A 24,878-nucleotide genomic window follows, 5' to 3' on the forward strand; every position below is an offset into this window, starting at 1 on the left:
GGACTCGCGGGTACTCCCCGGTGAGGAACGCGTGCACGACGAGGAGGGCCCCATGGACATCCCCACGACCCCGGCCGTGTCGACCGGACCGCTGACCGAGCTGCTCGACGGTCGCTGGGGCCACGTCCGCCGGGAGGCGCGCAAGCGCATGGCGGAGATGCCCCCGCCCGCCGCCTACGACCTCACCACCGAGCAGCACCGCGCCCAGGTGTTCGACGAGCTCAAGCTGCTCGCGGACGCGGGCTACCCCCGCATCGGGTTCCCCGAGGAGTACGGCGGCGACGGCGACACCGGCGGCTCGCTCACGTCGTTCGAAATGCTCGGCTTTGGTGACCTCTCGCTCATGGTCAAGGCGGGCGTGCAGTGGGGCCTGTTCGGCGGCGCGGTGGAGGCCCTGGGAACCCGGCGCCACCACGACGCCGTGCTGCGCGGGATCATGGACCTGGACATCCCCGGCTGCTTCGCGATGACCGAGACCGGGCACGGCTCCGACGTGCAGCACCTGCGCACCACGGCCACCTACGACCCGGGGACCCGCGAGTTCGTCCTGCACACCCCGCACGAGTCCGCCCGCAAGGACTACATCGGCAACGCCGCCCGCGACGGCCGCATGGCCGTGGTGTTCGCCCAGCTCATCACCGGCGGCCAGACCCGGGGCGTGCACGCGCTGCTGGTGCGCATCCGCGATGAGCAGGGCGCCACCGTGCCCGGGGTCACCATCGAGGACTGCGGGCGCAAGGCCGGGCTCAACGGCGTCGACAACGGCCGGATCTGGTTCGACCACCTCCGCGTCCCCCGGGAGTCGCTGCTCAACCGCTACGGCGACGTCGCCGAGGACGGCACCTACAGCAGCCCGATCGAGGGCGACGGCCGCCGCTTCTTCACCATGCTCGGCACCCTCATCCGCGGCCGGATCAGCGTCGCGGGCGCCGCGGGCAGCGCCGCGAAGTCCGCGCTGGCCATCGCCGTGCGCTACGGGCTGACCCGCCGCCAGTTCGAGGCGCCCGGCGGCGACGGCGAGGTCGTGGTGCTGGACTACCTGGCCCACCAGCGCAAGCTGCTGCCCGCCCTGGCGACCAGCTACGCCCTGCACTTCGCGCAGGAGGAGCTGGTGACGACCCTGCACGAGCTGGCCGGGGTGGAGTTCACCGACGGCGAGCGCTCCGGCGACGACGACCCCGACCACGAGCACCGCCAGCGCGAGCTGGAATCGCGCGCGGCCGGGCTCAAGGCGGCCGGGACCTGGCACGCCTCGCGCACCATCCAGGCCTGCCGGGAGGCCTGCGGCGGCGCGGGCTACCTGGCCGAGAACCGCCTGCCGCAGCTGCGCGCCGACACCGACGTGTTCACCACGTTCGAGGGCGACAACACCGTGCTGCTCCAGCTGGTCGCCAAGGGCCTGCTCACCGGCTACCGCCAGCACGTCGGGGAGCTGGGCAGCGTGGGGATGGCCCGGTTCATCGCCGACCAGGTGGTGAGCACGGTCGTCGAGCGCACCGCGGCCCGCTCCGCGATCGAGCGGTTGGTGAACGCGGTCACCCCGAACGACGAGGAGACCGATCTGCTCGACCGGGGCTGGCACGTCAAGCTGTTCGAGGACCGGGAGAAGCACGTCCTCGACACGGTCGTGCGCAGGCTGCGCCACGCGGGTGATGACGGCGCCGACCCGTTCGAGGTGTTCAACGACGCCCAGGACCACGTCCTGCGCGCGGCCCGCGTGCACGTGGACCGGATCGTGCTGGAGGCGTTCATCGCGGGCATCGAGCGCTGCACCGACGAACCCACCAAGCAGCTGCTCAACCGGGTGTGCGACCTGCACGTGCTGGCCAACGTCGAGGCCGACCTGGACTGGTTCCTCGGCCACGGCAGGCTCACCACCGCCCGCGCCAAGGCCGTCACCGGGGCGGTCAACGCGCTGTGCAAGCACCTGCGCCCGCACGCGGCCACCCTGGTCGACGCCTTCGCCATCCCGGAGGAGCTGATCGCGGCCCCGATCGCCACCGGCGCCGAGGCCGCCCGCCAGGACGCGCAGCGCGCCCACGAAGCCGAACAGCTCTCGGGTACCACCCGGTAACCGGGGGGTGGCCAAAACCCGATCGACCCCGATCCAGGATCGGGTAGTCGCCGGGCGCGGCGCACCGTATCCTGGGAGTCGACGCCCCCTACGGAGGGGGCCCGCCGGGTCCGGCGGCAACCCGTGATCGCCCGGCGCCCGCGACTGTGCCGGAGGAGGAACGCATGCCACTCTCCGAGCACGAGCAGCGACTGCTCGACCAGATCGAGCGCGCGCTCTACGCCGAGGATCCCAAGTTCGCGTCCACCGTCCGAGGTGCCCGCCTGCGCAGGCCGTCCCGGCGGCGGCGCCTGCTGGGCATCGCCCTGTTCATCGTGGGCGCGGCCCTGCTGGTCCTCGGAGTGGCGCTGAACCTCTGGTTCCCCGTCGTCAGCCTGCTCGGCTTCCTCGTGATGTTCGGTGGCGTCCTGCTGACGCTCACCTCCCTGCGCCGCGGCGCCGCCGACCCCGGCGGCGGCGAGGGCGGGACCGAGTCCCGCGGCGGCGGCGCCACCCCGGCCCGCAACCGCAGCTCGTTCTCCCAACGCATGGAGGAGCGCTTCAAGCGACGCTTCGACGAGGAGCGCTGACCCGGGTCCCACCCGGGTCACCCCGCACCACCGACACCGCCTGCTTCCCCCGGGAAGCAGGCGGTGTTGTTTTCCCCACGTCCCGCCCCGGCTGCCGGGGCTTTCCTCGCTGCTGAGCTGTTCCCAGCCGCCGTTGCCACCGGTTGATCCGCAACCCACCAGCTCACCCTCACCCGTGGCCGACCGCAACCGCCCATCCACAGGCCCGGGGGGACCCCCGTTTTCCACGTTTCCACAGCACCACGACAAAAGCAGGGCGGTGGCCAGCCGGGGTGTGGACAACCCCAGGCCAACGGCCGCGGGAGTCAGTCCTGGGGCGGGTCCTGCCGGGGCTTGCGGGGTGGGCGGACGACGGAGCGTGGCCAGAGGCGGGAGCGCCAGTCGAGGGGGGCGGTGCGGCGCAGGCCGCGGACCACCTCGTCGAAGGCGGTGGTGAGGTGGGGGTCGGGGGACTGGCCGCCGTACCAGGAGCGCTCGACGGAGGTGACGACGGTGCGCAGCGCGGTCTGGCCCTGTTCGTCGAGGCTGTGGGCCTTGACGAGGCGGCGGGCGGCGGTGCGGACGGTGTCGGACGGGGGGACCTCGGAGCCGCGGTCCCAGGATTCGGCCAGCAGCTCCTGCCAGGCGGCGCTGGCGGCGGACGGGTCCTGGTGGGTGAGGGCTTCGCGGTGCTCCCGGCGCTGCCAGCCGCGGACGGCGAGGGGGACCGCGAGCAGGACGGCGAGGACGAGGAGGGCGCCGAGGAACCAGGACAGGGCCGAGAGCAGGAAGAACAGCGCCAGCGCACCGGCAGCGGCGGCGGCCGCGGCGGGCAGGCGGGCGGCCCTGGCCCGGGTCCTGCTCGCCAGGACGGACAGCGCCGCGCAGACCGCGACCAGCGCGAGGGCGACCCAGACCTGCCAGGGGAGGGCGAAGCCGGTGGTGGTCGCGCCCTGGCCCGGCGCGGCCTCGTCGGTGGCGGCGGGGGCCTGCTCGCCGGTGGTGGTCGGGGCGTTCTCCGCGCTGCCGGTGGGGACCTGCTCCTCGGGCGCGGTCGTCGTCGCGCCGCCCGCGCTGGGGTCGGCGGCGTACGGGGGCTGGTAGCCGCGGCCGTCGCTGAGGGGGGTCGGGTCGAACAGGACCCAGCCGTTGTTGGGGAAGAAGACCTCGACCCAGGCGTGCGCGTCCTGGGTGGTGATCGAGCGGTAGTCGCCGGAGGCGAAGCCCGCCGTGTAGCCGATGGCCACGCGCGAGGGCAGGCCAGCCGCCCTGGCCAGCACGGCCATCGCCGACGCGTACTGCTCGCAGAAGCCGACCTTGGAGTCGAACAGGAAGTCGGTCAGCGCCGCCTCGTCGCTGGAGGCCGCGGTCTGGGTGCGGTACTCGAAGCCGTTGCTGCGGTCGAAGTACTGCAACAGCGCCATCGCCCGGTCGTAGGCGGTGGCCTTGCCCCTGGTCAGGGTCTCGGCCAGCTCGGCCACCCTGGGGCTGATGCCCTCGGCGTCGCGGTAGACCGGGTCCAGGCCGTCGTAGTCGGTTCCGGAGGCGCGCAGGTCCTCGACGCTGGGCTGGCTCAGGTCGGCGTCCTCGACGTACTGGTCGAGCTTGCGGGTGGTGCGCGAGTACACCATGCCGCCGCTCTGGTCGTAGTACATGTCCTGCGGCAGGTCCGCCATCCGCCGGGGGATGCCGTAGACGGGGGCCCACAGGTCGTTGGAGCCGACCGGTTCGATCTCGATCCGCGTCACCGAGCCGCTGCCGCGGTCGCCCAGGCCCGCGGGCAGCGGGCCGTTGGCCGGGATCGCGTCGGACAGGGTGTCGGCGGCGATCCAGCCACCGGTGGGCTCGAAGCGGGGCAGCGTCATCGCGCGCAGGTAGCGGTTCTCGTTGCCCAGCCCGCGCACCCGGAACAGCTCCACGTTGCTGCCCTGGTCGAGCATGCCGCGCAGCGAGGTGAACGGCTTGAGCGCCAACCCGCCCGCCCCGTTGCCGGTGCCGCCCGCGCCGGGCAGCCCGCCGACGGTGCCGATGCCGGTCACCGCCACGCCCGCGACCAGGCCCAGCGCCAGCGCGCCGGACACGACGGCGACCGGTGAGCCCAGGCCCCGGCCGCCCGCGGGGATGGACGGGCGGTTGCGCCACAGTTGGTGCCGGTGCGCGCCGTCGACCGCCAGCAGGCCCGTGAACGACAGCGCGCCCAGCACGAACGACCACCAGGGCAGCAGGTCGTCGGCCAGCGAGGCGGGCACCGCGTAGACGCACAGCAGCACCAGCCCGCACGCCGCGGGCGCGCCCGCGGCCACCGCGAGGGTGTCCACCAGCACCGCCACCAAGCCGATGGCGATCACCACCAGGCACAGCACCGGCGCCGAGGCGTCCACCGGCGGCACGCCCACGCGCACCGCCTCCACGGACCGGCCCAGCACCTCGCCGAGCGCGGCGATCGCGTCCGGCCCAGGCAGCACGCCCAGGATGCCCTCGTCGGTGAACAGCGCCACCACCAGCAGCAGCAGCGAGACCAGCTGCGCCAGGCCGACGGCCAGGGTGGGTGTGCGGATCGACCGCAGGCCCATGCCGACCGCGGCCACCACGATGATCGCGATGCCCGCGTAGCCGAGCCAGCGCAGGCCCTCGATCACCCCGGCGAGCGCCGTCGACGCGCACAGGGTGGTCAGCGCGGCCACCGCGGGGGTGACCGTCGTCGACCACTGCGCCGCGTCCGGGGTGCGCTCGTCCGGCGGCCCGGGGGCCAGCTGGGGTGCGGCGTGGTGCTGGGTCGTCGTCATGTGCCCGCTCCGGCGATCATCGTCCCGTCGCGGCGGGACCCGGTGCGGCCGAGGTTCGCCCACACGCGGTTCATCGGGGTGTCCGGCGTGGCCACGGTGACGCCCCACCCCGCGCCGCTGAGCAGCGCGGCGGCGGCCGCCGGGTCCGCGCCCGGCTGCTCACCGCGGCTCCACGCCCCGGTGTCGAGCAGGACGGCCAGGCTGCGCGAGCCCCGGCTGCGGAACCGCAGCAGCCTGCCCAGCTCGTCCGGGGTGGCCGAGCCGAGCACCGCGATCAGCTCCTGGCCCCCGCCCGGGTCCGCCGGGCAGGAGATCTCGCGCTGGTGGCCCGGTTGCAGCGCGGCCAGCGCGTCGAGCACCGCCGCGTCGCTGTGGCCGCCGTCGCCGGTGTCGGAGACCAGCACGGTGCCGGTCTCGGTGACCAGCCGCACCTGGTGGCCGTAGCGGTGTAGGTGCACGCACACGCTCGCGGCGAAGGACACCGCCCACTCCAGGCTGGAGTCCGCGCCGCCGCCGCGGTGGCCGTGCGCCCGGTGGTCGAGCAGGACCGTCGTCCCGCCCCGCCACGGGCTCTCCTCCACCCGCACCATCATCTCGTCGCGCTTGGCCGTCGAGCGCCAGTGCACCTTGCGCAGGTCGTCGCCCTGCCGGTAGGGGCGCACCACGGCGTCGTCCTCGCCCTGGCCCGCCGAGAGCCGGTGCGACCCGTCGTCGCCGGCGCCCAGCCCGGACCCGCCGGGCGCGCTGCTGAGCGGGAACACCCGGGGCACCACGACCAGCCGGGACGTGCCCGCCAGCTCGCGCTCGTACTCGGCCAGCCCGAACGGGTCGCTGATCGTCGCCTTGAGCGGTCCGAGCGCCTGGATGCCGCGCAGCATCGGCCGCACCGTGTACTGCAACTGCGTCCCGGAGTGCCGGGGCAGCCGCTCGATGAGGAACCGGGGCTTGCCGCCCAGCGCGTAGGGGACGCCGTCGGAGACCAGCAGGCCCACGGTGGGCAGCCTGCCGGTGCTGCGCACCGCGAGCACCACCTCGGCCCGCCCGCCCACCGGCACCCGGACGGGAGCGATGTACCGCCGCGCCTGCAGGCCGACCCTGGTCGCGGAGGTCAGCGCGGTCACCAGCAGCGGCAGCGCGACGACGAACACCGACACGCGCAGCAGGTCGCGCTCGTTGAGCACCACCGAGCACAGCGCCGCGGCCACCCCGGCGGCCAGCAGGCACCGGCCGCGGGTGGTCAGGCCGGACAGGGCGCCGCGCAGGCCACCGCGGTCGCGCGTCGGCGGGGGACCGGGTCTCAGCGCCGCACCCCTTGCCCCCGGGAGCCCGCGTCGACGGCACCCGCCTGCGGCACCGGCACCCGCTGGAGCAGCCCGCGCACCAGGTCGGCGGGGGAGCGGCGGGACGCCTGGGCCTCCGGGGTGAGCACGAGCCGGTGGGCCAGCACGGGCACCGCCACGGCCTGCAGGTCGTCGGGCACCACGTACTCGCGGCCGGACAGCGCTGCCTGCGCCCGGGCGGCCCGCACCAGGTGCAGGGTCGACCGGGGCGAGGCGCCGATCCGGATCTCGGCCAGCCGCCGGGTCGCGCTGACCACCTCGACGGCGTAGCGGCGCACCTCCTGGGCGATCTGCACCCCGCGCACCACCTCGATCAGGTCGCGCACCTGGTCGGCGTCGGACACCGGTTGCAGCGTGGCGAACACGTCGTGGCCCGCGTGCTCGTCCACCATGGCCAGTTCGGCCGCCGGGTCGGGGTAGCCGATGGAGACCCGCGCGGTGAACCGGTCGCGCTGGGCCTCGGGCAGGGCGTAGGTGCCCTCCATCTCGATCGGGTTCTGCGTGGCGATCACCATGAACGGCGAGTGCAGCGGGTAGGTCCTGGCGTCGACGGTGACCTGGTGCTCCTCCATGCACTCCAGCAGCGCGGACTGGGTCTTGGGGGAGGCGCGGTTGATCTCGTCGCCGACGACGATGTTGGCGAACACCGGCCCCGGCCGGAACTCGAACTCGTTGTTCTGCCGGTTGAAGATCGACACCCCGGTCACGTCGCTGGGCAGCAGGTCCGGGGTGAACTGGATGCGGCTCACCGAGCAGTCGATCGACCGCGCCAGCGCCTTGGCCAGGGAGGTCTTGCCCACCCCCGGCACGTCCTCGACCAGCAGGTGCCCCTCGGCCAGCAGCGTCACCAGGGCCAGGCGCACCACGTCGGGCTTGCCGACCAGCACGCGCTCGACGTTGGCGGCGATCCGCGCGGTGGTGGCGTGCAGCTCCGCGAGCTTGGCGGGCGGGGCCTGCTGGTAGGCGGGCTGCACGGGGTGGTGGGTGCCGGTGCCCTGGCCGAGGGCGGGGGCGCCGCGGCCGGGGGTGCTGGGGTGGGGAGCCGCGCCGGGGTGGTGGCCGTTCCCGGGGTGGCCGCCCGGCTGGTGGTACTGCTCCGCGCCCGGGTACTGCTCCGCGCCCCTCTGGAACTGCTCTCCGCCCATCCCGTGCGGACCGCCCGGGGGAGCGGTGGGCGGGGTGCTCGACGTCACGCGACCTCCTGCTGGTTCACGGCGGCCATCCAGGTCCGCTCGCCGCCGCCCCCCGAACCGGCGGCAGGGAGCGGTGCCGGACTCACGCCATCGCAAGTCCCGTGCCGAACGCCAGCCTGTCATCCAGTGTGTCAAACCGCGGCGAGGTACCCCACCCCTCCGGACAGGAGTGCTCATCCCGGACACGTCCCGGCCCGTTCGGCGGGAGGCCGTCCGGCCGCCGCCGAACGCGCGCCGGTTCGGCCGAAGGGCCGACCCCCGGGCCGGTCGGACGGTCCCCGAGGGCAGTTCCGGCGCCTGGGCCGAACGGGTGCCGTTGCAAACGCAACATCTCTGCGGGTTGACTCTGTGTGAACGAGTGGCGCGCGGCCCGGCCCGGCGACCCGCGTTCCCCCACCGCGCCCCACGGAGTCCCCCACAGCGCCCCACAACCCGCCCTGACGTGCGGCAGGAGGGGGCTCGCGGCCCCTCTGGAGGGCTGCTGGCGGCGCTTCGCCGGTAACCCTAGTCAGTGGTGCCCCCACCGCCCCCCACTCCGACCCCCACCCCTTCACCTGCGGAAACAGCGGATCTCGCGGCGCTGGACAGGCTCCGTTCGCGTTGACTGTGGGCGGAAGTGGGGTACTGTGGGGCCAAGTGGGGCGGCAGGGGGCTCCACGACCGATCCGACGGGTTCGGTGGGGAGGTGAGGGCCGGGTGTTCCTCGGCACGCACACCCCCAAGCTCGACGACAAGGGGCGGCTGACACTGCCTGCCAAGTTCCGAGACGCCCTCGCGGGTGGGTTGATGGTCACGAAGGGTCAGGACCACTGCCTCTTCGTGTTCCCGCGGGCGGAGTTCGAGGAGATGGCTCGCAAGGTCGCCGCCGCACCCCTGACGAACGAAGCGGTGCGCGCCTACCAGCGGTACCTGTTCGCCGGAACGGACGAGCAGCGACCCGATGGCCAGGGGCGAATCGCGATCGCACCGGAGCTGCGGCGCTACGCGGGCCTGTCCAAGGACTGCGTCGTCATCGGGGCGATCACCAGGCTGGAGATCTGGGACGCGCAGGCGTGGCAGACCTACCTGGACGAGCACGAGGAGGACTACTCCCAAGCGCGGGAGGAGGTCCTGCCCGGCGTGTTCTGAGGTCGACCCGGTCGACCTCGGCACCGGCGGGGACGAGGGGGACACGGGTGCCGCCAGGCCTCGGTCCGCTCGCCTTCGGCCTTGGCACACCTTCCCCGGTGCCAAGTCCGACGAGCGGGCGGGGACCTGGCGGCATCCGACCATCCGGCGCGTCGCGGGGAGAGCGCGGCGCGGGCCGGGAGTTCGGAGGAAGGGTTGTGCGCGTGACCGAACGGCCTCGGCACGTCCCGGTGCTGCTCGACCGCATCCTCGAGCTCTTCGCCCCCGCGCTGGCCGACCGCGACGCGGTCGTGGTCGACGCCACCCTCGGCCTCGGCGGCCACGCCGACGCGCTGCTCAGCGCCCACCCCCGGCTCACCCTGGTCGGCCTCGACCGCGACCCGCAGGCCCTGGCGCTCGCGGGCGAGCGGCTGGCCCGCCACGGCTCCCGGGTCCACCTGGTGCACACCGTCTACGACGGCCTCCCCGACGCGCTCGCGGGCCTCGGCCTGCGCCGGGTGCAGGGCGTGCTGTTCGACCTCGGCGTGTCCTCCATGCAGCTCGACGTCGCCGAGCGCGGCTTCGCCTACTCCCGCGACGCCCCGCTCGACATGCGGATGGACCCCACCACCGGGCAGACCGCCGCCGACGTGCTCAACACCTACTCCCACGGCGACCTCACCAGGGTCCTGCGCGACTACGGCGAGGAGCGGTTCGCCGCCAAGATCGCCAAGGCCGTGCTGGCCGAGCGCGACAAGGAGCCGTTCACCTCCAGCGCCCGGCTGGTCGAGCTGCTCTACGCCGTGCTCCCGGCGGCCAGCCTGCGCACCGGCGGCCACCCGGCCAAGCGCACCTTCCAGGCCCTGCGCGTGGAGGTCAACGCCGAGCTGGACGTGCTGCGCCGCGCCGTCCCCGCCGCGATCGCCGCGCTGGCCGTGGGCGGGCGCATCGTCGTGGAGTCCTACCAGTCCCTAGAGGACCGGATCGTCAAGCGCGCCCTCACCGAGCTGGCGCGCTCGTCGGCCCCACCCGACCTGCCCGTCGAGCTCCCCGAGCACGCCCCGCAGCTGCGCCTGCTCACCCGCGGCGCCGAGATGGCCGACGAGCAGGAGACCGAGCACAACCCCCGCGCGCAGTCGGTGCGCCTGCGCGCGGCAGAACGCGTCAAGGAGGCCCCGTGACCGCGCCCGCCAGGAAGACCGAGCAGGCGCCCGCCGCGGAGCCCGTCGACCAGCCGCGCAGGCCCGTGCGCCGCCGGACGACCACCGCCCGCCGCGGCACCGCCGAGGCGTTGCAGACCCCCCGGCGCGCGGCCGAACGCGCGACCGCGCCCGCCGAGGAGAAGGCGGGCCGCACCCGCACGGCCGCCGCCGAGCGCGCCTACGCCCGCCGCGCCCAGCGCGAGGGCCGTCCCCCGGCGCACAACTCCAACCACCGCCGCTCCACCGCGACCGCCACCACGACCGAGGCCACCCCCGGCCGCGCGTCGTTCGTGGTGCTGGTCATCGTGGTGCTGTGCGCGGGCGTGGCCGCGACGCTGTGGCTGACCACCCAGGCCATCGCGGACTCCTACCGGTTGGAGGCCGCCAAGCAGGCCGTCACCGAGCTGTCCGAGCGCGAGGCCCAGCTCCAGCGCGAGGTCTCCCGCGAGGAGTCGGCCTCGGCGCTGGCCGAGCGCGCCCGCGCCCTGGGCATGGTCCCCGGCGGCGACCCCGGGCACATCGTGGTCGGCGCGAACGGCGAGGTCACCGTGATCGGCGACCCCACCCCGGCCGCCACCCCGGCCCCCGTCCTGTCCCCGCAGGAGATCGCCGCCCAGCAGCAGGCAGCGCAGGAACAGGCAGCGCAGGAACAGGCCGCGCGGGACCAGGCAGCGCGGGACCAGGCCGCCCAGCAGCAGGCGAACCAGCCCGCGGGGCAGACCCCGCAGGGGCAGCCCGCCCCCGCGGCCGGTGGCTGATGCCGGTCAGCCACCGCGGTCCTGGTCGGTGCTCCCCGCCGCGCGGGGGGCGCGCCCCGGCGGGTCGGTCGTGACGTGATGGTGTCGATGGATCTCCTCTCCGGTGGGTGCCCGCCTGGAGTCCGGCGTGGAGCGTCGCGGTGCGACGGTCCACAGCGGCGGGTCGGTGCGCGGGTTCGAGTGGTGCGTGGGAAGGGTGACCGCTGATGGCGAACCAGTACCGGGGTGGACCCGGCGGCAGGCGGCCCGCGGTGCGCCGCGTCCCGGGCCCGGTGCGCCAGCGGCCGCGCCCCCCGGTGCCGCACGGCAAGCTCCGGCGGGTCGCCAAGCGCGCGGCGGGCACCGACCACCGGGTGCGGGTCGTCGTCGTGCGGTTCCTGCTCATCGCCTCCCTGGTCGCGGCGGGGATGAAGCTGGTCCAGGTCCAGGGGTTCGAGGCCGAGGCGCTGGCGTCGCGGGCCGAGCGCCAGCGGACCGAGACCATCCCGATCCCGGCGACCCGCGGGTCCATCCTCGACCGCGACGGCGTGCGGCTGGCGTTCACCGTCGAGACCCGGGCCATCGCCTACCGCCCCATCGCCCAGCGCGCCGAGATCGACAAGGCCAACGCCGCCGACCCCACCAAGCCCCTGTCGTTCGACCAGGAGACCGCCGACATCGCCCGGCGCATGCACGAGGTGCTCGGTGACCAGGTGAACGAGGCGGACCTGCTGACCAAGCTGCGCTCGGACACCAAGTTCGTCTACCTGGTCACCAACGCCGACCCCGCGGGCACCCGCGTCCTCAAGCAGGAGTTCCCGCAGCTCAACGTCGAGGACCGGGCGATGCGCGAGTACCCGGGCGGCAGCCTCGCGGCCAACGTCGTCGGCTACGCGAACTGGCGCAGCGACGACACCGACACCGACAAGCACAACCTGCACGGCCTCGTCGGCCTGGAGGCCCTGCGCGACAACGTCCTGTCCGGCACCCCCGGCAGCCAGGTCGTCGAGACCCAGAGCGGCACTGACGTGGTCATCCCCGGCACCGAGCGCGACCAGCACCCCGCCGTCGACGGGTCGGACCTGCAGCTCACCATCGACTCCGACCTGCAGTACTACGTCCAGCAGAAGGCCGCCGAGTACGCCAAGCGCTCCGGCGCGCAGAGCGCCAGCGTCGTGGTCATGGACGCCAAGACCGGTGAGGTCTACGCCCTGGCGAACGACAAGACGTTCGACCCCTCCCAGCCCGGCGGCCTCGACCCCGCCCTGCTGGCCAACCCGGCCGTCACCACCCCGTACGAGCCCGGGTCGGTGAACAAGATCGTCACCGCGATGGCCGCCATCGAGTACGGCATCACCACCCCCGACGCGGTGCAGACCGTGCCCGGCTCGATCAAGGTCGCGGACCGCACCGTGGGCGACGCCTGGTCCCACGGCCCGATCAAGCTGTCCACCACCGGCATCTTCGCCAAGTCCTCCAACGTCGGCACCCTGATGCTCGCCGACCAGGTGGGACCCGACCGCTACGCGGACATGCTCGCCCGACTCGGCATCGGCAAGCGCACCGGCATCGGCCTGCCCGGCGAGAGCCCCGGCAGCCTGCTGCCGCAGAACCAGTGGTCCGGCAGCACCTTCGGCAACCTGCCCATCGGCCAAGGCCTGTCCATGACGGTCCTGCAGATGGCAGGCATGTACCAGGCCATCGCCAACGACGGCGTCCGCGTCCCACCCCGGATCGTCTCCGCCACCATCGCCCCGGACGGCACCCGCACCGCCGAACCCCGCCCCGAGGGCGTCCGCGTCGTCAGCCCCGAGACCGCCAAGACGGTCCGCGACATGCTCCGCTCGGTGGTGCAGAAGGCCCCGCACCAGAACAGCGGCACCGCCCCCGACGCCGCCCTGACCGGCTACCAGATCTCCGGCAAGACCGGCACCGCCCAGCAGTACGACCCAGCCCTGGGCCGCTACAGCGACAGCAACTACTGGATCACCTTCGCGGGCATCCTCCCCGCCGACAACCCCCGCTTCGTCGTCGGCATGGTCTACGACAAGCCCGTCTACACCTCACCGCAAGGCCACTCCGCCGCCCTCTTCTTCCACGACATCGCCTCCTACATCGCGCAGCGGTACGACATCCCGCTGTCCAAGGAGCAGTCACCGGTGGTGCCGTTGCAACTGCCGTGATCGGTGGTGCTGGGACTCCGCTTGCGCAGAGCGTGAAAGAGCGCGGGAGTGCGGGGTTGAGCCCAGGTGGGTGGTGGGGTGCGCGGGCCAAGCAGCTGCCGGATGGTGGGGTCTGTCCTGACCGGTCAGGACAGACCCCCCTTACGGCTTGCGAAGGGTCGAGAAGTGGTTTCGGTGAGCGCATGGACCTCCTGGGGGTCGTGGCTGTCAGGTGAGGGCTCGCGCGATGGTGCGGGTTGCCTCGGCGAGCGTGGGGCGGGTGGTGGCGCCGGGTTTGGTGGGGGCGGTGAACAGGACGATGACCCAGGGGGCTCGGCCGGGGGGTTGGATGGTGGCCGCGTTGTTGACCTCGCCCTGGGAGCCTGAGCCGGACTTGTCGGCCACGTCCCAGGTCGGGGGGAGGCCTGCTCGGATCAGGTCCTTGCCGGTGGTGCTGGCGCGCATCCAGGTGAGGAGCTGGGTGCGGTTCTCCGCGGACAGGGCGTTCTCCACCGTCAGCTTGCGCAGGGTTGCCGCGTAGGCCGCCGGGGTGGAGGTGTCCCGGGTGTCGCCCGGGGTGGTGTCGTTGAGGGTCGGTTCTGTGCGGTCGCAGCGGCTGGTGGTGTCTCCCAGGGTGCGGAGGTAGGCCGTCAGGCCCTCGGGCTCCCCGACGAGGGGGAGCAGGAGGTTGTAGGCCGGGTTGTCACTGACTGTCAGGGCTGCCTCGCACAGGGCTGCCACGGTCATGCCCTCGGACACGTGCTGGGCGGTGGTGGGGGAGTGCGCCAGGAGGTCGGCCGGGGTGTAGCGGATCACGCGGTCCAGCAGGCCCGGCTGCCCCGACCGGGCCTGCAGCACTGCCGACGACACGAGGACCTTGGCCGTCGAGCACATCAGGAACCGCTCGTCCGCGCGGTGGCGGACCTCGGTGCCCGATCCGGTGTCCACCGCGTACACCCCGAGCCGACCCCCCATCACCTCCTCCAGGGCCGCCAGCTCGCGCTGCGCCGTCGCCACCGCGGGGGTCGGATCCCGTGGGGCGTCGGAGGTCGAGCCGGTCGGTCCCGGGGGAGCGGCCGGTGTGGACGGACTCGCACACCCGGCCAGCACCGCGCCCAGCCCTCCCAGGAGGACCGTGCGCCGGGTCGTGGACGGGTATCGCGCGTGGGTCACTGCGCACTCCTCGCGGTCGGTGTCGGTTTCCCACCGGAAGGACGCATGAATCGGTCGAACGTTGCCGCGAGCCCGCGGCTGCCGTAGTGAACATGTGTTCGACATTACCGCGTCCGCGCTGCTCCGGACGTGCGCGGAAGCTGCTCCAACCGATCGTGTCACGCACCGCCGGACGGGCTCACCCGCACCGCCGTACCCCATGCGCCCGGGGCGCGGTGATCGAGGGGCCGCGCGGTAGCCCTGCGTGCGCAGGTAGCCTTCCGCCCCGTGCCCGCCAAGCTCGACGGCAAGGCAGTCACAGCGCCGCCTCGCCCCTCCCGAACCCAGCCCGTGCCACTGGCCACACTGGCCTCCCGCGCCTCCGCGCGCCCACACGGGTCCGACCGCCCCGGTGCCGCACCGGTGTCCGATGTGGCCGTCACCGGCGCGACCCTGCGCGCCCAGCACGTGCTGCCCGGAGACCTGTTCGCCGGGCTGCCCGGCGCCCGCGCGCACGGGGCCGACTTCGCCGCCCAGGCAGCCGCCGCCGGGGCTGTCGCGGTGCTGACCGACGAGGCGGGCGCAGCGCGCCCCGCCGTGCGCGACAGCGGGCTGCCGGTGCTGGTGCACCCGGACCCGCGCGGCGTGCTCGGCCCCCTCGCGGGCTTCATCTACGGCGAGCCCTCGCTCGCGCTGAAGGTCCTGGGCGTCACCGGGACCTCCGGCAAGACCACCACCACGCACATGGTCGAGTCCGGCCTCGCCGCCGCGGGGCTGACGACCGGCCTGATCGGCACGGTGGAGACCCGCATCGCTGGGGAGCGGCTGTCCAGCGCGTTCACCACCCCCGAGGCCCCTGACCTGCAAGCGCTGTTCGCGGTGATGCTCGAACGCGGCGTCACGCACGTGCCGATGGAGGTCTCCAGCCACGCGCTGAGCCTCGGCCGGGTGGCGGGCACGCGGTTCGCCGCCGGGGCGTTCACCAACCTCTCCCAGGACCACCTGGACTTCCACCCCGACATGGAGGACTACTTCCAGGCGAAGGCGCTGCTGTTCGACGGCCGCTCCGCCCGCGAGGTCGTCTGCGTCGACACCGACTGGGGCCGCCGCCTGGTGACCCCGCGGACGGTCACCGTCGCCACCGGCGGCGACGCGCACTGGACCGCCTCCGGCGCGTCCACCTCGCTGTCGGGCGAGCAGTCGTTCACCATCCACGGCCCCGGCGGCCGCGAGCTGGCCGCGACGCTGCCCATCCCCGGCACCTTCAACGTGGCGAACGCGCTGGTCGCCGCCGCCGTGCTCGCCGAGGTGGGCATCTCCGACGAGGACATCGTGCGCGGGCTGGCCCGGGTGCGGGTGCCCGGGCGGATGGAGCGCGTTGCGCTCGGCCAGGACTTCACCGCCGTCGTCGACTACTCGCACAAGCCCGAGGCGGTCGCGCTCGCGCTGGACGCCATGCGCGCCCGCTCCGACGGCCGGTTGATCACCGTGCTCGGCTGCGGCGGCGACCGCGACACCGGCAAGCGCCCGCTGATGGGCGCCGAGGCGGCCCGGCGCAGCGACCTGCTGGTGGTCACCGACGACAACCCGCGCTCGGAGTCCCCGGCCGCGATCCGCGCCGCGGTGGTCGAGGGCGCCCGCGCGGTGCCCGAGGGCCAGCGCGGCGAGGTGCTCGACATCGGTGACCGCAGGCGGGCCATCGCCACCGCGGTCGCCGCCGCCCGCTCCGGCGACGTCGTCGTCATCGCGGGCAAGGGCCACGAGACCGGCCAGGAGGTCGCGGGCGTGGTCCACCCCTTCTCCGACCGCGACGAGCTGGAGGCGGCCATCCGCGAACGACTGGACTCGGTGACCCGGTGATCCCGCTGACGCTGCGCGAGGTCGCCGACGCCGTCGGCGGCACCCTGCACGACGCCGACCCGGGCGCGGTGGTGGCGGGGACGGTCGAGTTCGACTCCCGGGCCGTCACCGCGGGCGGGCTGTTCGTCGCCCTGCCCGGGGAGAAGGTCGACGGGCACGACTTCGCCGCCAAGGCGCTCGCCCAGGGCGCGGTCGCGGTGCTGGCCGCGCGCCCGGTGGGCGGCCCCGCCGTGGTGGTGCCGCCGGTGTCCGAGGCGCACACCCGCTCGGTGGCCCTGACCGGCGACACCGACGGCTCCGGCGCCGCCGTGCTGGCCGCCCTGGCCAAGCTGGCCAGGGTCGTGGTCGACCGGCTGACCGCCCGCGGCCTGACCGTGGTGGGCGTGACCGGGTCGTCGGGCAAGACCTCGACGAAGGACCTCATCGCGCAGGTGCTGGCCCCGATGGGCCCGACGGTGGCCCCGCCCGGCTCCTTCAACAGCGAGCTGGGCCACCCCTGGACCGCGCTGCGCGCCGACGAGGGCACCCGGTACCTGGTGCTGGAGCTGTCCGCGCGCGGGCCGGGGCACATCGCCGCGCTCTGCGACACCGCCCCGCCGCGCATCGGCGCCGTGCTCAACGTCGGCAGCGCGCACCTGGGCGAGTTCGGCACCCGCGAGGACATCGCCAAGACCAAGGGCGAGCTGGTGGAGAAGCTGCCCGAGGACGGCGTCGCCGTGCTCAACGCCGACGACCCGCTGGTCGCGGCCATGGCGAGCCGCACCAGGGCCAGGGTCGTGCTGGTCGGCGAGGCCGCGGGCGCGCACGTGCGGGCCGCGGACATCCGCCTCGACGAGCAGGCCAGGGCCACCTTCCGCCTGGTCAGCCCGCAGGGCGAGGCCGACGTCGCGCTGGGCCTGCACGGCGCCCACCACGTCGGCAACGCGCTGAGCGCGGCCGCGATCGCCCTGGAGCTGGGCGCGACGCCCGCCGAGGTGGCCGAGCGGCTCTCCGGCGCCCGCCGGGTCTCGGCGCGCCGGATGGAGGTGATCACCCGGCCGGACGGCGTCACGGTGGTCAACGACTCCTACAACGCCAACCCGGAATCGGTGCGCGCGGCGCTCAAGACGCTGGCGACGATGGCCCGCACGGGCAACCGCAGGCGGTCCTGGGCCGTCCTGGGTGTCATGGGCGAGCTGGGCGACGACCACGTCGCCGCGCACGACGAGGTGGGCAGGCTCGCCGTTCGACTGGACATCAACCGCCTGGTGGTGGTCGGCGCGGACGCCCGGCCGATGCACCAGGGGGCGAGCCTGGAGGGCTCGTGGGGAGAGGAGTCGGTGCTGGTGGCGGACGTCGATGCCGCGGTCGCGCTGCTGCGCGCCGAACTGGCACCCGGTGACGTCGTTCTCGTGAAGGCGTCCAAGGTCGCCGCCCTGTGGCGGGTCGCGGACGCGCTGCTGGAGGCGGGCGAGTGAAGAGCATCCTCATCGCGGCGGCGGTCGCGATGGTCGTGTCCATCCTGCTCACGCCGTACCTGATCCGGGTGTTCTCCCGGCAGGGCTTCGGGCAGGAGATCCGCGAGGAGGGCCCGGAGGGCCACAAGAGCAAGCGCGGCACCCCGACCATGGGCGGCGTGGCGATCATCATCGCGATGTGGGCGGGCTACGGCACCTCGCACGTCGTCAACGCCACCTCCTCCCCGCGCGGGGAATCCCCGACCGCCTCGGGCCTGCTGGTGCTGATGCTGGCCACCGGCCTGGGCCTGGTCGGCTTCCTCGACGACTTCATCAAGATCCGCAAGCAGCGGAACCTGGGGCTGAACAAGACGGCCAAGCTGGTCGGGCAGCTGGTGGTGGCGATCGCCTTCGCCGTGCTGGCGCTGCGCTTCCCCGACGAGCGCGAGCTGACCCCGGCCTCGGACAACCTGTCGTTCGTCCGCGACATCTCCATCGTGTCCTTCGGCGCGCTGGGCTTCATCGTCTTCTGCTACCTGGCGGTCTCGGCCTGGTCGAACGCGGTGAACTTCACCGACGGCCTCGACGGCCTGGCCGGTGGCTCCTCGGCGATGGTGCTGGGCACCTACGTGGTGATCGCGTTCTGGCAGTTCAGCCACGACTGCGGGCGGCTGCCCGAGGCGGCCTGCTACGACGTGCGCGACCCGCTGGACCTGGCGATCGTGGCGGCGGCGTCGATGGGCGCCTGCATCGGGTTCCTGTGGTGGAACGCCGCCCCGGCGAAGATCTTCATGGGCGACACCGGCTCGCTGGCCCTCGGCGGCTTGGTGGCGGGGCTGGCGATGGCCACCCGCACCGAGCTGCTGATGATCATCATCGGTGGCCTGTTCGTGGTCGAGATGGTGTCGGTGGTGCTGCAGATCGCGGTGTTCCGCACGACCAGGCGCCGGTTGTTCCGGATGGCGCCGTTCCACCACCACTTCGAGCTCGCAGGCTGGGCGGAGACCACCGTCATCATCCGGTTCTGGCTGCTGGCGGGCGTCTGCGCGATGTTCGGCCTTGGCCTGTTCTACGCCGACTGGTTGTCGGCGGGCGGTGTGGGCGGCGGTCTGTGACGGGGCTGCTGGCGGGCCGGTCGGTCCTGGTCGCGGGCGCGGGGGTCGCGGGCCGCGGGGTCGCGGCGGCCCTGGTCGCCGAGGGCGCGCGGGTGGTGGTGGCCGACGGCGACGCCGAGCGGCTGGCCGCGCTGGCCGACCTGGGCGTGGCCACCGCGCTGGCCCCGCAGGAGCCGCCGCCGGGCACCGAGCTGGTCGTGACCAGCCCGGGCTGGCGGCCGGACAGCCCGCTGCTGGCGGCGGCCGCCGCGGCCGGGGTCGAGGTGGTCGGGGACGTCGAGCTTGCCTGGCGGATCGCCCAGGAGCTCGCGGACCCGCCGACCTGGCTGGCGGTGACCGGCACCAACGGCAAGACCAGCACGGTGATGATGCTGGAGTCGATGCTGCGCGCCGCCGGGCTGGACGCGGTGGCCTGCGGCAACGTCGGCCTGCCCGTGGTGGACGCGGTGCGCTCGGGGCACTCGGTGCTGGCCGTGGAGCTGTCGAGCTTCCAGCTGCACTGGCAGTCCTCGATGCGCGCGCACGCCTCGGTCGTGCTCAACGTCGCCGAGGACCACCTGGACTGGCACGGCGGCATGGCCGACTACGCCGCCGCCAAGGGGAAGGTGCACACCGGCGCGAAGGTCGTCGTGCACAACACCGCCGACGAGTGGTCGCAGCGGTTGGCCGCCGAGCACCAGGGCACCCACGTCGGCTTCGGCCTGGGCACGCCCCGGCCCGGCGAGCTGGGCCTGGTCGAGGACCTGCTGGTCGACCGCGCCTTCGTCGACGACCCGCAGACGATGGCCGAGGAGCTGTTCACCCTCGCCGACGTGCGCCCGCAGGTGCCGCACGCGGTGGCCAACGCCCTGGCCGCCGCCGCCCTGGCCCGCGCGCACGGCGTGCCCGCCGACGCCGTCCGGCGCGGGCTGCTGGACTACCAGCCCGGCGCGCACCGCTCGGTGCCGGTCGGCGAGCTCGACGGCGTGCGCTACGTCAACGACTCCAAGGCCACCAACCCGCACGCGGCGGGCAGCTCGCTGCGCGCCCACGAGAGCGTGGTGTGGATCGCGGGCGGTCTGCTCAAGGGCGCCTCGGTGGACGAGCTGGTGCGGGAGGTGGCCGGGCGGCTGCGCGCTGCGGTGCTCCTCGGCCGCGACGCCGAGGTCGTGGCCGCCTCGCTGGCGCGACACGCCCCCGAGGTCCCCGTGCACCGGGTGCCGCCGGGAGACGATGACCCCATGACCGCCGCCGTCCGCGCCGCCCGCGCCGCGGCCCGACCGGGTGATGTCGTGCTGCTCGCCCCGGCCGCCGCCTCGATGGACCAGTTCCGCGACTACGCCCACCGGGGGGACGCGTTCGCCGGTGCGGTGCGCGACCTGCTCGCCGGCGGTGCCCCCGGGACCGGCTGATGGTCACCCAGGCCGAGGGCGGGTCCGCCGGGCGGGCGCGCAGGCCCGCGCGCGCCCCGGGCCGGGTCGCCGCCGTCCGCGTCGCGCTGACCGCGTGGCTGGGCAGGCCGCTGGCCTCCTTCCACCTCGTGCTGGCCGTGTTCGGCCTGCTCACCGTGCTCGGCCTGGTGATGGTGCTCTCGGCGTCGTCGGTGGTGTCCTTCCGCACCGGCGACGGGCTCTACACCGTGTTCATCAAGCAGCTGGTGTACGTCGGCGTCGGGTCGGTGGTGTTCTGGCTGGCGCTGCGCACGCCGCTGGAGAAGATCGCCTCGTACAGCGGGGCCGTGCTCATCGCCAGCATCGCCTGCCTGGCCGCGGTGCTGACGCCGCTGGGCGCCACGCTCAACGGCACGCGCAGCTGGTTCGTCCTCGGGCCCATCTCGTTCCAGCCGATCGAGGTGTGCAAGCTGGCGCTGGCGCTGTGGGGGGCGCAGGTGCTGGTCGCGAAGCGGGCCGTGCTGCACCGCTACCGCCACCTGCTCGTGCCGGTGGTCCCGGTGGCGCTGCTGATGTTCGCGCTGGTGATGCTGCAACCCGACCTGGGCGGCACGGTGACCCTGGGCGTGGTGCTGATCGCGCTGCTGTGGTTCGCCGGTGCCCCGCTGCGCATCTTCGGCGCGCTGGCCGCGGGCGGCGTCGCCGGGGTGGCCCTGCTGGCGGTGGGCACCGAGTACCGGCTCGACCGGGTGCTCAGCTTCCTCAGCCCGGAGGCCGACCAGCTGGGCAAGGGCTACCAGGCGGTGCAGGCGCAGCTGGCGCTGGCCGACGGCGGGCTGTTCGGCCGCGGCCTCGGGCAGGGCCCGTCCAAGTGGGACTTCCTGCCCAACGTGCACAACGACTTCATCTTCGCCCTGATCGGCGACGAGCTCGGGTTCCTGGGCTGCTCGCTGGTGCTGGGGCTGTTCGCCATGGTCGCGGTGGTCGGCATGCGGGTGGCCACCCGCAACATCGACCCGTGGGTCCGGATGGTGTCCGCGACGCTGACGGTGTGGCTGGTCGCCCAGGCCGCGATCAACATCGGCTACGTCGTCGGGCTGCTGCCGGTCACCGGGATCACGCTGCCGATGATCTCCTCCGGGGGTACCTCGGTGGTGGTGACCATGGCGGTGTTCGGCCTGCTGGCCAACTGCGCGCGGCACGAGCCCGAGGCCGTGTCCGCGCTGCGCTCGCAGGGCCCCGGCCGGTTCGGCAAGCTGCTGCGCCTGCCCGCCCCGGAGCCCTACAAGCCGCCGAAGAAGCGCAGGCCCGCTCGCCCGTCCGCACCGCCGCGGGCGGCGGGCAGGCCCGCGGGCCACCGGGGCGCGCCGCCGCAGGAGCTGCGCAGGCGCGCCGGGTACGGCCGGGCAGCGGGTGGTGCGCCCGTGGCCAGGCAGAAGAAGAGCCGCGGGGCACCGCGGACCGCTGAAGGAGGACGTCGTTGACCGTTGGTCCCACCGGTGGGAGCGCCGCGGGGCGCCGGGGCCCGTGCGTGGTGGTCGCGGGGGGTGGCACGGCGGGGCACATCGAGCCCGCGCTGGCGCTGGCCGACGCGGTGATGCGGTTGCGCCCGGACGCCAGGGTGGTGGCGCTGGGCACCGAGCGCGGTCTGGAGCGCACGATCGTCCCGCAGCGCGGCTACCCGCTGGAGATGATCCCGCCGGTCCCGATGCCGCGCAAGCCCAACGTCGACCTGCTCAAGCTGCCGCTGAAGGTGCGCTCGGCGATCAAGGACACCCGTGAGGTGCTCGACCGGGTCGGCGCCGACGTCGTGGTCGGGTTCGGCGGCTACGTCGCGCTGCCCGCCTACCTCGCCGCGCGCGGCCGGGTGCCGATCGTGGTGCACGACTCCAACGCCAAGGCGGGCCTGGCCAACAAGGTCGGCGCGCGCTTCGCCGAGCGGGTCGCGGTGGCGGTGCCGGACACCGGCCTGCCCGACGAGGAGGTCATCGGGATCCCGCTGCGGCAGTCGATCCTGGGCCTGGACCGGGTGGCGCTGCGCGCGGAGGCCCGCCGCTTCTTCGGCCTGCACCCCACCGCGCCGACGCTGCTGGTGACCGGCGGGTCGCAGGGCGCGCAGTCGATCAACGCGGCGGTGGCGGGCGCGGCGCCGGACCTGGCCGCGGCGGGCATCGGCGTGCTGCACGCCTACGGCCGCCGGAACACCCTCGCGGTGCAGCAGATCATGGGCGCGCCGCCGTACGTCGCGGTGCCCTACCTGGAGCGGATGGACCTGGCGCTGGCCGCCGCCGACGCGACCCTGTGCCGGTGCGGGGCGATGACCGTCGCCGAGGTGTCGGCGGTCGGCCTGCCCGCGGTGTACGTGCCGCTGCCGCACGGCAACGGCGAGCAGGCGCTCAACGCCCAGCCGGTCGTCGACGCCGGGGGCGCGGTGCTGGTGCCGGACGCGGAGCTGAGCCCGCGGCGGGTGGCCGAGGCGGTCATCCCGATCCTGCGCGACCGGGCCCGCACGCAGGCGATGGCCCAGGCCGCGCGCGGCAGCGGGCACCGCGAGGCCGCCGACGTGCTGGCCAGGATGGTGCTGGAGGCCGCGGAGCGGGGTGCCCGGCGATGACCGGACCGCTGGAGCCCGCGCTGCTCGACCGCGCGCACCTCGTCGGCATCGGCGGGGCCGGGATGAGCGGCATCGCCCGCATCCTGCTGGCCCGGGGCCTGCCGGTGTCCGGGTCCGACGCCAAGGAGTCCCGGGCCAACCTCGCGCTGCGCGCCCAGGGCGCCCGGATCGCGGTGGGCCAGGCCGCGGCGAACCTCGACCTGCTCGACGGCGGCCCGACCGCGGTGGTGGTGTCCACCGCGATCAAGCCGGACAACCCGGAGCTGGTGGCGGCGCGCGAGCGCGGCCTGCCGGTGCTGCACCGCTCCGAGGCGCTGGCCGCGCTGATGGCGGGCGACCGGGTGGCCTGCATCGCGGGCACGCACGGCAAGACCTCCACCACCTCGATGCTGACCGTGGCGTTGCAGCACTGCAGGCTCGACCCGTCGTTCGCCATCGGCGGCGACCTCAACGAGTCCGGCGCCAACGCCCACCACGGCAGCGGCGGGATCTTCGTGGCCGAGGCCGACGAGAGCGACGGGTCGTTCCTGGTGTTCTCCCCGTCGGTGGCGGTGGTGACCAACGTCGAGGCCGACCACCTCGACCACCACGGCACCGTCGAGGCCTACACCGAGGTGTTCGACCGGTTCGCCGCGCGGGTCGAGCCCGGCGGCGTCCTGGTGGCCTGCGCCGACGACCCCGGGTCGGCCGCGCTGGCCGACCGGGTCGAGGCCGCGGGCGCGCGGGTGCGCCGGTACGGGCGCACCGCGTCCGGGCCGGAGGACGCGGTGCTGCTGGACTACCGGGCCGAGGGCGGCCTGGGCGAGGCGCGGGTGTCGGTGTCCGGGCAGGAGCTGCTGCTGCGGGTCGCCCTGCCCGGCGAGCACATGGCCCTGAACGCGATCGCGGCGTTCCTGGCCGGGCTGGAGCTGGGCGCCCCGCCCACCGAGCTGGGCGAGGGCATCGCCGCGTTCGGCGGGGTGCGCAGGCGCTTCGAGCTCAAGGGCAGCGCGGCGGGCGTGCGGGTCTACGACGACTACGCCCACCACCCCACCGAGGTCGCCGCCCAGCTGGCCGCGGTGCGCCCGGCGGCGGGCGACGGCCGGGTCGTGGTGGTGTTCCAGCCGCACATGTACTCCCGGACCAGGACCTTCGCCGCCGAGTTCGGCGCGGCGCTGGCCGCCGCCGACGAGGTCCTGGTGCTCGACGTGTTCGGCGCCCGCGAGGAGCCGGAGCCGGGGGTCAGCGGCGCGCTGGTGGCCGACGCGGTGCCGCTGCCCGCCGACCGGGTCCACTACGAGCCCGCGTTCGACAAGGCGACGGCGCTGGTGGCGGGCCTGGTGCGCGACGGCGACCTGGTGCTGACCATGGGCGCGGGCGACGTGACGATGCTCGGCCCCGAGCTGCTCGCCGAGCTGGAGCGGCGCACCGGATGACCGGGACCGTCCACCAGCGGACCAGGGCGCGGCGCAGGCCACCGCGCGCCGGGGAGCGCCCGCCCCGCCGCGCGCGCAGGCGCACCCCGCGCCGGTACCTGGTCCGCCGGTGGACGGTGCTGGGGTCGTTCCTGCTGGTCACCGCGCTGGTGGTGGTCGTGTGGTTCACCCCGGTGATCGGTGTGCGGGACGTGCAGGTCAGCGGCACCAGCGGGCTCAGCGCCGACGCGGTGCGCGAGGCCGCCGCCGTGGCCGCGGGCACCCCGCTGGTGCGGCTGGACACCGACGAGGTGGCCGAGCGGGTGCGGCGGCTGCCCCGGGTCGACACCGTGCAGGTCACCCGGTCGTTCCCGGGGACCGTGCGGATCTCGGTCACCGAGCGCACCCCGGTGCTGGCGGTGGCCGAGCAGGACGGGGTGCACCTGCTCGACGCGTCGGGCTTCGACTACAGCACGGTCGCCACCGCGCCCGCCGGCCTGCCCGCCCTCACCGCCGCCGACCAGCCCAGCCGGGAGGCCGCGGCCATCGCGGTCGCGGCGCTGCCCGAGGCCCTGGTCCGCCAGGTCGCGGGCGTGGCCGCGCCCACCCCGGCCGACGTCCGGCTCACCCTGGGCGACGGGCGGGTCGTGGTGTGGGGCGGGCCGGAGGACTCCCCGCGCAAGGCCGCCGTGCTGGGCCCGCTGCTCACCCGTCCGGGCAAGACCTACGACGTGGCGGCCCCCGAGTTCCCCACGATCGCGGGATAAGCGCTCGAAACTGTCGGGGGT

Annotated in this window: 18 protein-coding genes; 14 read left to right on the forward strand and 4 right to left on the reverse strand. The window is 74.6% G+C overall.

From position 1 onward, the window contains the following. Positions 1–52: 52 nt before the first annotated feature. Both BJP25_RS04875 and BJP25_RS04880 read left to right on the forward strand, forming a co-directional pair. Positions 53–2,074, forward strand: coding sequence for an acyl-CoA dehydrogenase family protein (locus tag BJP25_RS04875; protein ID WP_075974076.1), 2,022 nt, complete (start codon positions 53–55; stop codon positions 2,072–2,074). A 164-nt stretch (positions 2,075–2,238) separates the two neighbouring features. Beyond that, on the forward strand, positions 2,239–2,643 hold the full coding sequence (locus tag BJP25_RS04880; RefSeq protein WP_075973567.1) for a DUF3040 domain-containing protein: 405 nt from the start codon (positions 2,239–2,241) through the stop codon (positions 2,641–2,643). 305 nt (positions 2,644–2,948) lie between these two features. Here BJP25_RS04880 and BJP25_RS04885 read toward each other — a convergent pair whose 3' ends face one another. From BJP25_RS04885 to BJP25_RS04895, 3 genes are read right to left on the reverse strand one after another with little or no spacing between them, the layout of a single operon-like run. Beyond that, positions 2,949–5,408, reverse strand: coding sequence for a transglutaminase TgpA family protein (locus BJP25_RS04885; protein WP_084793689.1), 2,460 nt, complete (start codon positions 5,406–5,408; stop codon positions 2,949–2,951). Beyond that, entirely contained in the window at positions 5,405–6,670 is a 1,266-nt protein-coding gene (locus tag BJP25_RS04890; RefSeq protein ID WP_075974078.1) for a DUF58 domain-containing protein, read from the reverse strand. Before BJP25_RS04890 ends, BJP25_RS04885 begins: the two co-directional genes overlap by 4 nt. 35 nt (positions 6,671–6,705) lie before the next feature. Then, positions 6,706–7,941, reverse strand: a complete 1,236-nt coding sequence (locus BJP25_RS04895) for an AAA family ATPase (RefSeq protein WP_233157915.1) — start codon at positions 7,939–7,941, stop codon at positions 6,706–6,708. 696 nt (positions 7,942–8,637) lie between these two features. On the opposite strand from BJP25_RS04895, the gene mraZ reads away from it, so the two are divergent. The 4 genes from mraZ (at position 8,638) to BJP25_RS04915 (ending at position 13,170) form a co-directional block, all read left to right on the forward strand. Continuing rightward, the gene (gene mraZ / locus BJP25_RS04900) at positions 8,638–9,069 is read left to right on the forward strand and encodes a division/cell wall cluster transcriptional repressor MraZ (protein WP_075973568.1); all 432 of its coding nucleotides are present in this window, start codon (positions 8,638–8,640) and stop codon (positions 9,067–9,069) included. 203 nt (positions 9,070–9,272) lie between these two features. Then, complete coding sequence (rsmH, locus tag BJP25_RS04905; protein ID WP_075974080.1) at positions 9,273–10,229, forward strand: 16S rRNA (cytosine(1402)-N(4))-methyltransferase RsmH; 957 nt, start codon at positions 9,273–9,275, stop codon at positions 10,227–10,229. Next, on the forward strand, positions 10,226–11,008 hold the full coding sequence (locus BJP25_RS04910) for a hypothetical protein (protein WP_075973569.1): 783 nt from the start codon (positions 10,226–10,228) through the stop codon (positions 11,006–11,008). The genes rsmH and BJP25_RS04910 overlap by 4 nt, the downstream gene beginning before the upstream one ends. Before the next feature lie 206 nt (positions 11,009–11,214). Continuing rightward, complete coding sequence (locus BJP25_RS04915) at positions 11,215–13,170, forward strand: peptidoglycan D,D-transpeptidase FtsI family protein (RefSeq protein WP_198943346.1); 1,956 nt, start codon at positions 11,215–11,217, stop codon at positions 13,168–13,170. Positions 13,171–13,377: 207 nt separating this feature from the next. Here BJP25_RS04915 and bla read toward each other — a convergent pair whose 3' ends face one another. Next, the gene (bla, locus tag BJP25_RS04920) at positions 13,378–14,166 is read right to left on the reverse strand and encodes a class A beta-lactamase (RefSeq protein ID WP_158075598.1); all 789 of its coding nucleotides are present in this window, start codon (positions 14,164–14,166) and stop codon (positions 13,378–13,380) included. A 423-nt stretch (positions 14,167–14,589) separates the two neighbouring features. Here bla and BJP25_RS04925 point away from each other — a divergent pair, with 423 nt between their 5' ends. The 8 genes from BJP25_RS04925 to BJP25_RS04960 are packed head-to-tail and all read left to right on the forward strand — an operon-like array spanning position 14,590 to position 24,857. Next, positions 14,590–16,161 carry a UDP-N-acetylmuramoyl-L-alanyl-D-glutamate--2,6-diaminopimelate ligase gene (locus tag BJP25_RS04925; RefSeq protein ID WP_075973571.1) on the forward strand — a complete coding sequence of 524 codons (1,572 nt, stop codon included), beginning with the start codon at positions 14,590–14,592 and terminating at the stop codon, positions 16,159–16,161. Beyond that, complete coding sequence (locus BJP25_RS04930) at positions 16,158–17,618, forward strand: UDP-N-acetylmuramoyl-tripeptide--D-alanyl-D-alanine ligase (RefSeq protein WP_075973572.1); 1,461 nt, start codon at positions 16,158–16,160, stop codon at positions 17,616–17,618. The genes BJP25_RS04925 and BJP25_RS04930 overlap by 4 nt, the downstream gene beginning before the upstream one ends. Continuing rightward, positions 17,615–18,712, forward strand: coding sequence for a phospho-N-acetylmuramoyl-pentapeptide-transferase (gene mraY, locus BJP25_RS04935; RefSeq protein WP_075973573.1), 1,098 nt, complete (start codon positions 17,615–17,617; stop codon positions 18,710–18,712). Before BJP25_RS04930 ends, mraY begins: the two co-directional genes overlap by 4 nt. Positions 18,713–18,717: 5 nt before the next feature. Then, the gene (murD, locus tag BJP25_RS04940) at positions 18,718–20,103 is read left to right on the forward strand and encodes a UDP-N-acetylmuramoyl-L-alanine--D-glutamate ligase (RefSeq protein WP_075974082.1); all 1,386 of its coding nucleotides are present in this window, start codon (positions 18,718–18,720) and stop codon (positions 20,101–20,103) included. Continuing rightward, the gene (gene ftsW / locus BJP25_RS04945; protein ID WP_075973574.1) at positions 20,103–21,566 is read left to right on the forward strand and encodes a putative lipid II flippase FtsW; all 1,464 of its coding nucleotides are present in this window, start codon (positions 20,103–20,105) and stop codon (positions 21,564–21,566) included. Before murD ends, ftsW begins: the two co-directional genes overlap by 1 nt. Beyond that, positions 21,563–22,696, forward strand: coding sequence for an undecaprenyldiphospho-muramoylpentapeptide beta-N-acetylglucosaminyltransferase (murG, locus tag BJP25_RS04950; RefSeq protein ID WP_075973575.1), 1,134 nt, complete (start codon positions 21,563–21,565; stop codon positions 22,694–22,696). The genes ftsW and murG overlap by 4 nt, the downstream gene beginning before the upstream one ends. Next, positions 22,693–24,111, forward strand: a complete 1,419-nt coding sequence (gene murC / locus BJP25_RS04955; RefSeq protein ID WP_075973576.1) for a UDP-N-acetylmuramate--L-alanine ligase — start codon at positions 22,693–22,695, stop codon at positions 24,109–24,111. Before murG ends, murC begins: the two co-directional genes overlap by 4 nt. Next, on the forward strand, positions 24,108–24,857 hold the full coding sequence (locus BJP25_RS04960) for a cell division protein FtsQ/DivIB (protein WP_075973577.1): 750 nt from the start codon (positions 24,108–24,110) through the stop codon (positions 24,855–24,857). The genes murC and BJP25_RS04960 overlap by 4 nt, the downstream gene beginning before the upstream one ends. Positions 24,858–24,878: the final 21 nt, after the last annotated feature.

This window comes from Actinokineospora bangkokensis (assembly GCF_001940455.1).
In the GTDB taxonomy this organism is placed as follows: Bacteria; Actinomycetota; Actinomycetes; order Mycobacteriales; family Pseudonocardiaceae; genus Actinokineospora; species Actinokineospora bangkokensis.